The sequence below is a fragment of the Pseudarthrobacter scleromae genome, from assembly GCF_014644515.1.
GTDB classification, from domain to species: Bacteria; Actinomycetota; Actinomycetes; order Actinomycetales; family Micrococcaceae; genus Arthrobacter; species Arthrobacter scleromae.
On the sequence record NZ_BMKV01000001.1, the window covers coordinates 285,736 to 298,575 of the forward strand.

9 protein-coding genes are annotated in these 12,840 nt (G+C 64.0%); 5 read left to right on the forward strand and 4 right to left on the reverse strand.

Annotation, left to right across the window (positions count from 1 at the left end; genetic code table 11):
• Nucleotides 1-9: 9 nt before the first annotated feature.
• From galE to IEX33_RS01345, 4 genes are all read right to left on the reverse strand, one after another.
• Nucleotides 10-1,038 (reverse strand): UDP-glucose 4-epimerase GalE, encoded by a 1,029-nt coding sequence (gene galE, locus IEX33_RS01330; protein ID WP_188728128.1) that lies wholly within the window; start codon nt 1,036-1,038, stop codon nt 10-12.
• Nucleotides 1,034-2,116: a putative glycoside hydrolase gene (locus IEX33_RS01335; protein WP_188727105.1), complete on the reverse strand. Its 1,083-nt coding sequence runs from the start codon at nt 2,114-2,116 to the stop codon at nt 1,034-1,036. Before IEX33_RS01335 ends, galE begins: the two co-directional genes overlap by 5 nt.
• A complete protein-coding gene (pelF, locus tag IEX33_RS01340; protein ID WP_308421940.1) occupies nt 2,113-3,804 on the reverse strand; it encodes a GT4 family glycosyltransferase PelF in 1,692 nt (563 codons plus the stop codon). The genes IEX33_RS01335 and pelF overlap by 4 nt, the downstream gene beginning before the upstream one ends.
• A gap of 83 nt (nt 3,805-3,887) precedes the next feature.
• A complete protein-coding gene (locus IEX33_RS01345; RefSeq protein WP_188727107.1) occupies nt 3,888-5,303 on the reverse strand; it encodes a hypothetical protein in 1,416 nt (471 codons plus the stop codon).
• 770 nt (nt 5,304-6,073) lie between these two features.
• Here IEX33_RS01345 and galU point away from each other — a divergent pair.
• From galU to IEX33_RS01370, 5 genes are all read left to right on the forward strand, one after another.
• The gene (galU, locus tag IEX33_RS01350) at nt 6,074-6,967 is read left to right on the forward strand and encodes a UTP--glucose-1-phosphate uridylyltransferase GalU (RefSeq protein WP_188727108.1); all 894 of its coding nucleotides are present in this window, start codon (nt 6,074-6,076) and stop codon (nt 6,965-6,967) included.
• Nucleotides 6,968-7,136: 169 nt separating this feature from the next.
• Nucleotides 7,137-7,910 carry a response regulator transcription factor gene (locus tag IEX33_RS01355; protein WP_188727110.1) on the forward strand — a complete coding sequence of 258 codons (774 nt, stop codon included), beginning with the start codon at nt 7,137-7,139 and terminating at the stop codon, nt 7,908-7,910.
• Nucleotides 7,911-8,114: 204 nt separating this feature from the next.
• The gene (locus tag IEX33_RS01360) at nt 8,115-9,344 is read left to right on the forward strand and encodes a thiamine pyrophosphate-dependent dehydrogenase E1 component subunit alpha (RefSeq protein ID WP_188727112.1); all 1,230 of its coding nucleotides are present in this window, start codon (nt 8,115-8,117) and stop codon (nt 9,342-9,344) included.
• On the forward strand, nt 9,341-10,453 hold the full coding sequence (locus IEX33_RS01365; protein ID WP_188727114.1) for an alpha-ketoacid dehydrogenase subunit beta: 1,113 nt from the start codon (nt 9,341-9,343) through the stop codon (nt 10,451-10,453). The genes IEX33_RS01360 and IEX33_RS01365 overlap by 4 nt, the downstream gene beginning before the upstream one ends.
• A 2-nt stretch (nt 10,454-10,455) precedes the next feature.
• Complete coding sequence (locus IEX33_RS01370) at nt 10,456-11,991, forward strand: dihydrolipoamide acetyltransferase family protein (RefSeq protein ID WP_188727117.1); 1,536 nt, start codon at nt 10,456-10,458, stop codon at nt 11,989-11,991.
• Nucleotides 11,992-12,840: the final 849 nt, after the last annotated feature.

The following is a 12,840-nucleotide window of genomic DNA, read 5'->3' on the forward strand; positions in this document are numbered from 1 at the left end:
GCCCAAGGGTTAGCCAGGTTGTGTGCTGGTCCGGTACCCGTTGGGGTTGTTTTGCTGCCAGCGCCAGGAGTCTGCGCACATGCTCTCCAGGGTCTCGGACGCCTTCCAGCCGAGATCGTGGAGGGCCCTGGACGGATCGGCCAGGCTGACGGGGGCGTCTCCCGGACGCCGGTCCACGATCTCGTAGGGGATGGTGGTGCCCGACGCAGTTTCAAAAGCATGGATGATGTCCAGGACTGAGTAGCCCTGGCCGGTCCCCAGGTTCCACGTGTGCAGCCCCCGGTGGTCGGCCAGGTAGTTCAGCGCTGCGGCGTGGCCTGCGGCGAGGTCCATGACATGGATGTAGTCGCGGATTCCTGTTCCATCAGGCGTGGGGTAGTCGTTGCCGAAAACACTGACTTTGTCCCTGCGGCCCACAGCTACCTGGGTGACGAAAGGGAAGAGATTGTTGGGGGGACCCTGCGGGTCTTCCCCGATGAGCCCGGAGGGGTGGGCCCCTACAGGGTTGAAGTAGCGCAGGAGTGCTATCCGCCACCGCCCGTCAGCGGCCTGGAGATCCGTCAGGATCTCTTCGATGTGCTGTTTGGTCCGGCCGTAGGGATTCGTGGCCCTCAGCGGAAGGTCTTCCCTCAACGGCATGTCAGGGTTCGCCCCATAGACGGTGGCCGACGAGCTGAACACCAGGTTCCGGACGCCATGGGAGTCCATGGTTTCCAGGAGGTTCAGTGTTCCGGTGACGTTGTTGCGGAAGTAGCGCAGGGGCTGGCTGACGGACTCTCCCACGGCCTTGTAGCCGGCAAAGTGGATCACCGCCTCAATAGCCCCCTGGGTGAAGATCTTCTCCAGGCAAGAGGTATCAGCGATGTCCCCCTCGACAAAGGAAATGTCCCGTCCCGCGAGCCTCTCCACCCGCAGCAGTGACTCGGAGGAGGAGTTGCTGAGGTTATCAATGACCGTGATGTCGTGTCCGGCCTCGAGCAATCCGAGGATTGTGTGGGATCCGATGTACCCGCAGCCGCCGGTGATGAGTATCTTAATGGTTCTGCCCTCGCTGATAGATGACGCCCCGCTGTGCAGGCAGGACCAGGGATGATGGGGCCGGGTTTCCAGCTGCGTCCACCAGGCCGGACGGCACCGTGATCCGGCGCCTGCGGCGGCCGTCGTTGTTGAAGTTCACAGCAGCCCATCCGTCGCTGAACTCCCTGGACCAGACGTGGTGGCGGCCCTTCGGATTACCCTTGGGCTTGCCCAGCGCCCAATCAAGTGCGGGGATGTGCTGCGTGCGGCTGTAGTCGTCGTGCGCGGTGGCCGAGAAGGAACCCCGGCCGCCGCTGAAGATCCAGAAAGCCGCCAGCCCGTACGTGAAGTTGGGATGGTTGTCATTCCCGTCGGTCGGTACGCGCAGGATGGACAGGCCCGGGCCTTCCGCCTGGGGAAGCTGTGCCTCGGCAGTGTGGGGATCGAAAAGGTTCTCCGGCCCGTAGCCCAGCCAGACTTCCTCGAACCCGCCCCCGTAGGCTGCGTGGGCGGCCCACCGGCCGGGGAGCCGCCGTGATTCGGCGATGTTGGGCACCAGGATCTTGTGAACGCGGTTCAGGGACTGGCCGGCGGCGTGCACCAGGAGGTCAAGCCCGCCCCGCAGGTCAGCCATCGAGGAGGCTTCCCGGATGGGCAGGTTCAGCTGGTAGTAGTCCTCGAACACGTCGTTGTCAGCCATCACACCGTCAAAGGGCGAGTCCGCCAGTTCCGCAGTGACATTCTGGACCCAGCGTGCACGGTACCCGGGGTCCTGCACGTTCATCTGCCAGTGCCCGCCGTAGCCGTTCCACTCAATGCGGGAACCGTCCAGCCGGGCGGCGAACCAGTTTCCGCCCTGGTCCTCCGCTTCCTTGTATGACACACCTGAGCTGTAGACCGGCCCGGGCTCATAATCCCGGGTTGAGGACAGGCACTTGTAGCAAAGGACTGTCATGTCCGGGCGGCGCCGCTTAAGCTCAGCTGCCGCGTCCAGTTCCCAGGGCTGCAGGATGGCGGCGCGGTAATGGTCGGCCGCGAACGCCGTCTGCTCCGGGGTGATTGGATCGCCGTATCGGATCCACGCGCCAACACCGCTCACAGCTCTGCCGGAGCCAGTTCATCTTCTGGGAACTGAACCATGTCCCCGACAATCGGAAGATCGCCCAGGGCACGGTAGATCTGGTTGTACGAGGACATGACCTCGTGCATCTGGAACAGTTCCTGGACCCGCTTGCGGGCGTTGGCAGCATAGGCGGCGTAGGAATCCAGGTTGCCGATGACGGCCTGGATGCCGTCGGCCATCTGTTGAACGTCGCCCGGGGTGACGGTTTCACCGCACGGACCTATGGTGCGTCCGTCCGCAGTGATGAGGTCATCGGCAATCTGCTGCGCCACGCCTCCCACGTCGGAGCCAACAGTGGGTATGCCGGCGGCCATGGCCTCAAGAATGACGATCGGCTGGCCTTCGTTGTAGCTGGGAAGGACCAGGAGGTCGAACTGGTCAAGCATCTCCCGGACATGGACTGTCCCGTGGATAGTGACGTGGTCGTGGAGGCCCAGGGCGTCGATCTTCGCGAGGCAGGCCTCGAAGTATTCGGGGACGTGCTCGGTGGGACCCAGGACGTCCAGATGCAGGTTGGGGTACCCGCGGTCCCGCAAGATGTCCATGCTGGACAGCAGATCCAGGAGACCCTTGATGGGGACTACCCGGGCGATGTACACAAGGTGCCAGACGTAGTCCGCACCCTCCTGCTCCATGGTGGCCAGCGCCTGCTGGCGGGCGCGGTACTTGTCGTCGAACTCTTCAATGACCATGCCATTTGGCACCACAACTGATTTGTCGATGTCGGTCCCCAGCCGGGCCGCCTCGGTGATGGCACTCGGGTAGAGATAGGTGATGAGCCGTGCGCTGGGGTAGCAGAACCGGCCCATTTCCGTCCACCACGCCATCCACGCACGCTGTTCAGCGGTCACGTCGAACGTCCGGTAGTCGTCTGCGGTGATGGACAGGGCCATGTTGCGGTCCAGCAGGGTGTTGACGGTGTCGCGGACGTAGAGGTTGTGCTCGGTCAGCAGGAATGAGGTGTCATGGTCCCGTGCTGCTGCCGCTCCGAGCAGCGAAGCATAGCCGGTGGTGTGGGCGTGGTAGACGCTGGCGCGGGGCATGGTTTCACCGAGAACGGCGAAGGCAAGGGAGAAGAAGTTGCGCAATGTCCAGAACGAGTTCGCCAAGGAGAGGTCCAGCTGCGGCATGCGCTCCTGCAGGGTCTGCATGAATTCCCTGGACCCGAGCAGGGCCCACAGGGGGTACCGGCGGGTGCGCTCGTTCAGGCCCTCGTCGATCAGATCCCACAGGCCGTCAACGTCCCCGTGCTCGGACAGTGCGTAGAGGGCGTCAAAGAGCCGGTGGGAAAGTTCTTCACGCTGCGGCGCCGTCATGCCCAGGTCTTTGACCGAGACGGCGAGGAAGTCCTGCCGGTGTTCTTCCATGCTGAGGAATACCGTGCGGACCCAGCGCACATTGGAGGGCATCCCGTACAGGTCGGTCAGGGGCGCATCCGAATCCCAGGTGATGTGGATGATGCCGTAGCTCAGGTCAGGGTTGTGGGTGACGATGTCATGGACAACCGCGGAGACGCCTCCCTTGAGATACGGGTAGGTGGACTCCATCACGATGGCTACATCGACGTCGTCGTACACAGGCTTGGGAGCCGCCTCGGTGGGGGCAGCCGTCAACGGTGGCAGGGCCTTTGGTTTCTTGGTCCGGCTTCTTGCGATCGAGTACAAAGTTTTCCCCTTAGGCATTCTGAACATTCAGGCGTATGGCGTTGATGGGGCGGAGAGTGTCCGCCGGGACTGCAGGCGGCGGGCTACCAGGTGGTGGCGTGGCGCCAGAAGAGCGTGTATTCCGGCTGGCTCCAGTGATGCTTGTAAAGCATCCAGGCGACGGCGATGAGGACGGCGTCCACTGCCCCCAGCAGCAGGTAACTTCCGGCTGCACCCGTGAGGGGGCCGAACAGTCCGCCGGCCGCGAACGCGAGGACACAGACCGCCAGGTGGACTCCTCCGAGGATCTGGGGCGTGGCCTTTTCGCCGATGAAATCCAACTCGTAGCTCAGCAGGGTCAGGACCATGAATCCCCACGATGCCGCGGCAGCTGCCACCGCCAGCAGTGTGTGCAGCGGATCAACTCCTGCCATGACCAGGGACACTGACAGTGTCAGCAGTGCGGCGATAGCGCCGGTGAGCACTACGGACCGGTCCACAACGCGGGTTAGGCGCCGGGAACTGCCCTTGAGCGAGCTGATGGGCGCTTCGGCGATGTCCCGGTGCAGGCCGTTGAGAGCCCTGTCCACCGACGGCGCAAGGTGGACGAAGTAGAAGTTGTAGGCAATGACCGCCGGCAGCATGGCAGCGAACACTGCGACCACCTGGAAGTCTCCTTTGGTGACCAGGAACAGGGCGAACTTGTCGGCCCACAGGACTGCGCCCATGAGCAGCCCGCGGACCAGGTCGAGATTGAACACGCGCATGCCCAGGCGTTGGGAAAAGCCCAGATGGCGAAGGCCCGAACGCATGGCTATGAGCTGTGTAACTGTTCCGACCAGGGGCGGAAGCCACCACACGGTAGGAGCGATGAAGAGCGCAGCTGCATAGCCTGACCAGGCGATGGCCCACAGGCCACGGCGGTTTGCAACGTTGGCCAGTACCAGTGACTGGACAAAGAGCAGATGCAGGACACAGAGGACTGCATAATCGAGCATCACCGTGGCGGACCATCCCGACGCCAGCCACATGGGCACGGCGAACACTGCGATCAGGGGCAGGGTCTGCACAAAGATCATGGGCCAGAACTGGCAAAACCTCCGCGTAATGTCCTCGAGGTTCCGCTCTGCCATGAGGTCTCCGAGGACGCGGTAGATCGGAAGGCACGCTGCCTGGGCCATCCAGGGCACGGTGATGGAGGAGGCCAGCACCACCAACGTCAGCGGCACCCCATCGACGTCCACGGCAGCCATGGAAGGGCTGACCAATGGGTACACGATGTTCAGCAGGAGTACGGGGGAGAGGTACAGGAGAAGAGCGGCCCCCAGCCGCTCAGGTGCCTGGGCATCCCCGCTGCGGTTCGGCGCGGCAATGCCGGGCCTGACGATCAGGGCCAGGGCCAGCAGGAAGGGCAGCGCAGCTGCTGCAAACACGGGAAGGTCCGCACCGTCGGGAAAGAGCTGAACGACGAGGGGTACAAGAGCCGACAGCACTAGTCCTACGACAATGACCATGGACATCTGACGGGTGTACGAATCGTGTAACAAGGACTTCAAAAGATGTGTTCTTTCCTCTTAGGACAAGCTGGTGCGCTCGGTGGAGCTGGGTTGAGAAGGCCCGGCCAAGCCGCTGAGCGGGTTGCATGCGGGCATGAAGAAGCCCGCCGGTCCCTCTTCGACGATGAGGACGCGGCAGGCGGTGACGGTGCTATTCAGGGCGGAGCTGGGTGGGCGGACGGGTAAGAGGAGTCGACGGCGGACTGGGGGACCAGCCTGGTCTCAAGGGCTGGCTTCCGCCGTCGACTCCGGCTGGTGCCGGCCCCGCGGGGGGCCGAAAGCTAACAACATAATTAGAAACAGGAAATTATTACCAGTACACGAGTAGCGGGTACTCTATTTCTCGCAGCAGCATTACCTGCCTTTCCTGCTACAACCAATTGAACAGGTGAGTTCTCAGAATTTTCCTTCGATTTACGCAAGGCTCCCTCAAATTAAGAGGCTTTCTCAAGATTTCCTCAGAGTTGTCATGCTGCGCCTCGTGGGGAGCATCACCCCAGTTCAGGCGCTTGTGAGCAGCATCACCGCACAGATCCAAAGCGTGGAACGGGAAATGATTTGAGCCGAAGCTGTGATTCTGCAACACCATGGGTGACCGATGTCTCATTGAGGAGGTAATTCACCTGAAGTCATTAGTTGGGTGAATGGAGCATGTTACTGATGTGAACATTGTCAGCTCCTGATAAAGGGTGTTCGATTTCCCATTTTGACGCCCCCGTTTGTAGGGTTCAGCTATGACAACGGGGAAAGCAATAACCAAAGCCGTCATTCCTGCTGCCGGATTGGGGACTCGCTTCCTGCCCGCCACCAAGGCAATGCCGAAGGAAATGTTGCCGGTGGTAGACCGGCCGGCCATCCAGTACGTGGTGGAGGAAGCGGTGAAGTCCGGCCTGACGGACCTGCTGATGATCACGGGGCGGAACAAGCGCTCCCTGGAGGACCATTTTGACCGCGAGCCGGGCCTGGAGCGTGCGCTGGAGCTCAAGGGGGACAAGGACAAGCTGGAGTCCGTGCAGTACGCCTCGGAGCTGGGCCCCATCCACTATGTCCGCCAGGGCGAGGCCAAGGGCCTGGGCCATGCGGTGCTGTGCGCGGCCCAGCACGTGGGGGATGAGCCGTTTGCTGTGCTCCTGGGTGATGACCTCATTGATGAGGCCGAGGACCTGCTGACCACCATGATGGAGGTGCAGCAGAAGACCGGCGGTTCGGTGATTGCCCTGATTGAGGTGGATCCGGCGCAGATCAGTGCGTACGGCTGCGCGGACATCACTGCTGTGGAGGGTGAGGATTATGTCCGGGTGAACAGCCTGGTGGAGAAGCCTGCGGTGGGGGATGCGCCGTCCAACCTGGCCGTGATCGGCCGGTACGTGCTGCACCCGGCCGTGTTCGGGATCCTGGAGGGGACCGAGCCGGGTCGCGGCAATGAGATCCAGCTGACGGATGCGCTGCAGACTCTGGCCGCCGGGGAGGGTGAAGGCTCCGGTGTGTATGGCGTGGTGTTCAAGGGGCGCCGCTTCGACACCGGGGATAAGCTCAGCTACCTCAAGGCCGTGATCACCCTCGCTTCAGAGCGGGTGGAGTTCGGCGAGGACCTGAAGACCTGGATGAAGGGCTTCGTCAACAGCTGACGCAGACAAAAACCCAGCCACACAGCGCACTGCACCGAATGCACAAGGAAGAGTTCAACGTGCGGCCCCGGATTACTGCTGACCTTGATGCTCAGGCGGCCCGGGCCGCCGGCAGCAGCAACTTCCATCCAGCTCTCTAACCTGGGGCCCCTCGACAGAGGGAGAAGCGATGGTGGAACGCCGCGTGGCGGTGGTGATCGAGCACGACGGCGGTACGCGGCTGGCGCTGGCTGAGGCTCTCCGTCGGTCCGGCTTCTCCGTCCAGGCAGCCGCGTCAGGCGCCGAAGGTCTGGGGAGCGTGCGGAAGCACAACCCGGACATTGTGGTGATTGACAGCGGGCTCCCGGATTTCGATGGCTTTGAAGCGTCCCGGCGCATCAGGACCTTCAGCGACGCCTACGTCATCATGGTGAGCGGCCGGACAGATGAAGCGGATGCGCTCATGGCATTTGAAGCGGGTGCCGATGACTATCTCACTAAACCCGTCCGCCCCAGGGAACTCAGGGCGCGCGCCAGGGCCATGTTCCGCCGGCCGAGAAGCATCCGTTATGACGGCGCTGGGCATCATTCCAGTCCTGCCCCTTCGGGGACGGGCCGCGCGCAGGCTTCGCCGGCAGACCGTTTCGACTTTGTCCACCGGGGGCTGAACCTGCATGAGGGTACCCGCCGCGTAGTGATTGATGGTGCCCCCGTCGCCCTGACCCGCAGTCAGTTCGACATCCTCCTGGTCCTTATGGAGAACGGACGGACGGTCCAGACCAAGGCTGATCTGGTGAGGCGGCTCCGGAATGAGCCCTACAGCACTGATTCCTTTGTCAGCGCGGGGGAAGAGCGTGCGGTGGAGGTTCAGCTCAGCAGTCTCCGCAAGCGCCTCGGGGACAGCTCAAGGCGGCCCCGGTGGGTCGAAACGGTGCACGGCGTCGGTTACCGCATGACCCCTTAGTTATCGACGCAAAACGGTTCCTACCCCGCATCCGCGGCCGCCAATTTGTCTACGCGCCCGGTCAGTAACCCAGCTCACACTTACAATTCGTCTTTGAGTATCGACTGATACGAGCATCTTCTCCACGATTCCGTCAGGTGCTGGATACGAAACCGGCCACAGGTCGATACTGGGAAGGAATAGTGGCAACAGAAGGACGGAACAATGACGATCTCCGCAGACCACACCGCGCACCCGGACACAACCAGCCAGGCACCCGCCGAGGACGCCCTCTCCGAGGCCGCCAAGAAGTTCGGCATCACCGCCGAGGACTACATGCTCCCCGCCCGGCACCAGATCGAGATGGTGGACCCGGACGGCCGGCTCAAGCCGCAAGGTGAGCAGGGCACCGAACCCGGCCACGAATACCCTTTGCCCGGCGATGAGGAACTGCTGGCCGCGTACGAGCAGCTCGTCGTCGGACGCCGCGTCAATGACCAGAACTCGGCACTGGTCCGGCAGGGCCGCATGGCCGTGTACCCGTCCAGCCACGGCCAGGAAGCCTGCCAGGTGGCCGCCGCCCTGTGCCTCTCCAAGGGCGACTGGATGTTCCCCACCTACCGGGACGCCGTCGCCGTGATGACCCGCGGCGTGGACCCCGTGCAGGTGATGACCATCTTCCGCGGCGACTGGCACAGCGGGTTCGATCCCCTCGAGCACAAGGTGGGCATCCAGTGCACCCCGCTCACCACCCAGCTGCTGCACGCCGTGGGCGTGGCCCACGCCGCCAAGCTCCGCGGCGAGGACACCGTGGTGCTGGCCATGTGCGGCGACGGCGCCACGTCCGAAGGCGACTTTCACGAGGCCCTGAACTTCGCCGCCGTCTTCCACCTGCCCGTCATCTTCTTCGTCCAGAACAACAAATACGCCATCTCGGTGCCGCTGGCACACCAGTCCGTGGCGCCGTCGCTCGCGCACAAGGCCGTGGGCTACGGCATGGCCGGCGAACGCGTGGACGGCAACGACGTCGTCGCGCTCCTCGCCGTCCTGGACCGGGCCGTTGCGCTGTGCCGGGGCGGCTCCGGCCCCCTGCTGGTGGAAGCCAACACCTACCGCATGCAGGCCCACACGAACGCCGACGACGACACGCGCTACCGCCAGAACAGCGAGGTTGCCGAGTGGCGGGCCAAGGACCCCGTCAATAGGATGCGGACCTACCTCACGGACCGCGGCCTGCTGGACGACGACGGCGAGGCGCGGATCCGCGACAAGGCGGAAGCGGTTGCCACGCAGCTGCGCGAGGGGCTCAGCGAGGACGTGCCCGTGGACCCGCAGGAACTCTTCCGCCACGTGTTCGAAAAGACCACACCGCAGCTTAAGGAACAGTCCGCCCTGCTCGCCGACGAACTCGCCCGCGATGCAGCAGCATCCACATCACAGGAGGCCGTCAAGTGAGCCCCACCATCACCACTTCCTCCGAGGCCAACGGCAACGTTTCTGCCGCCACCGCCCGGGCAGCCGCCTCCGCCGCGGCTTTGTCCGAGGCTGCCGGACCGCAGCCGGTCACCATGGCCAAAGCGCTGAACACCGCGTTGGCCGACGCGATGCACGCCGACCCCTCCGTCCTGGTGTTCGGCGAGGACGTGGGCCAGCTGGGCGGCGTCTTCCGCATCACGGACGGGCTCACCGCCACCTTCGGCGAGCAGCGCTGCTTCGACACCCCGCTGGCCGAGTCCGGCATTGTGGGCATGGCCGTGGGCATGGCCATCAACGGCATGCGCCCGGTGATCGAGATGCAGTTCGACGCGTTCGCCTACCCGGCGTTCGAACAGATCGTCAGCCACGTGGCCAAGATGCACAACCGCACCAAGGGCGCCGTGAAGCTGCCCATGGTGATCCGGGTTCCCTACGGCGGCGGCATCGGGGGAGTGGAGCACCACTGCGACTCCTCCGAGTCCTACTACGCCCACACCGCCGGCCTGAAGGTGTTCACCCCCGCCACCGTGGCGGACGGCTACCGGATGCTCCGCGAAGCCATCGACTCGGACGATCCCGTGATCTTCATGGAGCCCAAGAAGCTCTACTGGTCCAAGGACCAGGTGGACCTGGATGAGCTGCGGAATGCCCACTCTGCTGCTGCTTCGGTGGGGGAATCCTCTGAGGGGCGTGCCGCCGTCGCCCGCCCCGGCACCGACGCCACGCTGATCGCCTACGGACCGTCCGTGCCCACCGCGCTCGCCGCTGCCGAGGCCGCCGCGCTGGAGGGGCGCTCGCTGGAAGTCATCGACGTGCGCACCCTTGTGCCGTTCGACGACGCGACCGTGTGTGAGTCCGTGCGGAAGACCGGCCGGGCCGTGGTGATCGCCGAAGCCCACGGCTTCGCGTCCGTGTCCTCCGAGATCGTGGCCCGGGTGCAGGAGCGCTGCTTCCACCACCTGGCCGCCCCCATCCGCCGCGTCACCGGGTTCGACATTCCCTACCCGGCGCCCAAGCTTGAGAAGTACTACCTGCCCGGCGTGGACCGCATCCTCGACGCCGTTGACGACCTTCAGTGGGAGAACTGACCATGAGTGAAACACGCGTGTTTTTGTTGCCGGACCTGGGCGAAGGCCTCACCGAAGCCGAGCTGGTGTCCTGGCACGTTGCCGTGGGCGACACAATTACCGTGGACCAGCCCATCGCCGAAGTGGAGACCGCCAAGTCCACCGTGGAGGTGCCGTCCCCCTACGCCGGGATCGTGGCCGAGCTGCACGGGCAGCCGGGCGAGACCCTGGATGTGGGGAAGCCGCTGATTTCGGTGACGCCTGTTTCTGCTGGCGGGCCTGCCGCGGATGCTGCCGCCCCCGCTGAGCCGGAGACCGAGCCTTCCGAAACCGAACTGGGCGAAGCCTTGGACGAGCCGGCCGATACCCCGGCCCAGGCCCAAGCGGAGGCCTACCGCGAGGAGGAGAAGGCTGGGTCCGGGAACGTGTTGATCGGCTATGGCACTCCGGGCGGCCACGGCGTTGCCCGGCGCACCCGGGCGCGGAAGGCTTCTGCTGCCTCCGGCTCCGTCAGCACCCTGCCGCTGGAGGATGGAGCGGCCGACGGCGGCACTGCAGAGAGTGCCGACCTAGACCTTTCGCTCCTGCGCACCAGGGTCCCCGGCAAACTCGGCGCAGTCATCTCCCCGCTGGTCCGGCGCATGGCCCGGGAACACGGCGTGGACCTCGGAGCCCTCCCCGGCTCCGGGGAGGGCGGCCTGATCATGCGCCGCGACGTGGAAGCGGCCATCAGCACCCCGGCGGTGGAGGAGCGCGCTGCTGCTAAGCCCCGGCCGGTCGCTGAGCCCGCCCCGGTGTCTGCCCCCGCCGAACCGCGTTCTTCCGAGGTCCAGGGTGTGGATGCCCGCACCGGTCTGGGAATTGCTGCCCGCACGCCGGTCAAGGGCGTCCGCAAGGTTGTTGCCACCAACATGGCCCGCAGCCGCTCGGAGATCCCGGAGGCGACGGTCTGGGTGGATGTGGATGCCACCGGGCTGATGGAACTGCGTGAAGGGCTCAAGTCCGGTAGCTCCCAGGTGCCCGGCCTGCTCGCGTTCATTGCCCGTTTTGTCACAGCCGGGCTAAAAAAGTACCCGGAGCTGAACACCCGGATCGAAACCGCGGAGGACGGCTCGCAGGAGATCGTCTCGTTTGACGGCGTGAACCTCGGCATCGCCGCCCAGACCGACCGCGGCCTGGTGGTCCCATCCGTCCGCGCCGCCGAAAAGCTGACCGCCCGCGAACTGGACGCCGAGATCCGCCGGCTCACCGACGTCGCACGCCAGGGCAAGGCGACCCCCACGGAGCTGGGAAGCGGCACGTTTACGCTCAACAACTATGGCGTGTTCGGCGTGGACGGGTCCGCGGCCATCATCAACCACCCGGAGGTGGCCATCCTGGGCGTGGGCCGGATCATTGACAAGCCGTGGGTGGTCAACGGAGAGCTGGCCGTCCGAAAGGTCACCGAGCTCACCCTGACCTTCGACCACCGGGTCTGCGACGGCGGCACGGCGGCTGGCTTCCTCCGCTTCATAGCCGACGCCATCGAAAACCCAAAGTCCCTTCTGGTAGACATCTAGCCCCAACCCCACCCCCACCCCACCCCCGACCACACCCACCCGACGCTCTCTCACTTAATGCCGGTTTTCCTGTGACGCTCTCTCACTTGATGTTGGCTTCCCGGAAACCCTTTATCACTTGTTTTCGACGCGTATACGTTTTACCGACGCATAAAGACGGTGGCGCTACCCGGATATGGGCCGCGCCATCCTTCTTTGCGTGTCGAAGGCGAGCATGCGCGTGTTCCCGAAGGGTGACTAGTGCGACGGCGTCCGCTACGGCCGTCGTGTATTTAGGACGCGGACGGCGAGGCCACCGCGCCCTCAAAAGGTGTTTCTGACGTGAAGGTCTGCTCTTCGGTACAGATTGCGGTTTCAGGTGTTTTCCATATTGAGGCGAGCCTGCGGACTTGGCAGATTCATCGTGCGCCTACTTATGGTTTGCAGGGTGACACGTCACCCCGTAATCGGAAAATGCGCGCATTGGGCTCACTGGAGAACTAGTCAAGCTCAACCTTCTCGGGGATCGGCATTTTGCAGCTTGGGTTTCCCGCCGCCATTATTCTTATTTCTTTGTACCGACCCCCCCTTGCGTCGAGGAAGGGGGAGATGGCGAAGATCAGGACTATCTATCAGAAACTCGCACGCAGGGGTTTTCAGCCCTATGGCAAGGAGGATGATTCCGGAAATCTTTCTGTGATGGCGACGCCAAATGTAGTCCTTAAGCCGAAGAGACATTGACAAAGTTGTTGCTACAATCAACCTGACGCGCGGTTCGCGGTCTCAATTTCCCGCGTTCCGTCTCTTGGGGGGCGACGCGCCTTCCCTAGGATGCTCGTATGTTAGATGCGCTGCGCGCACGATTAGCCG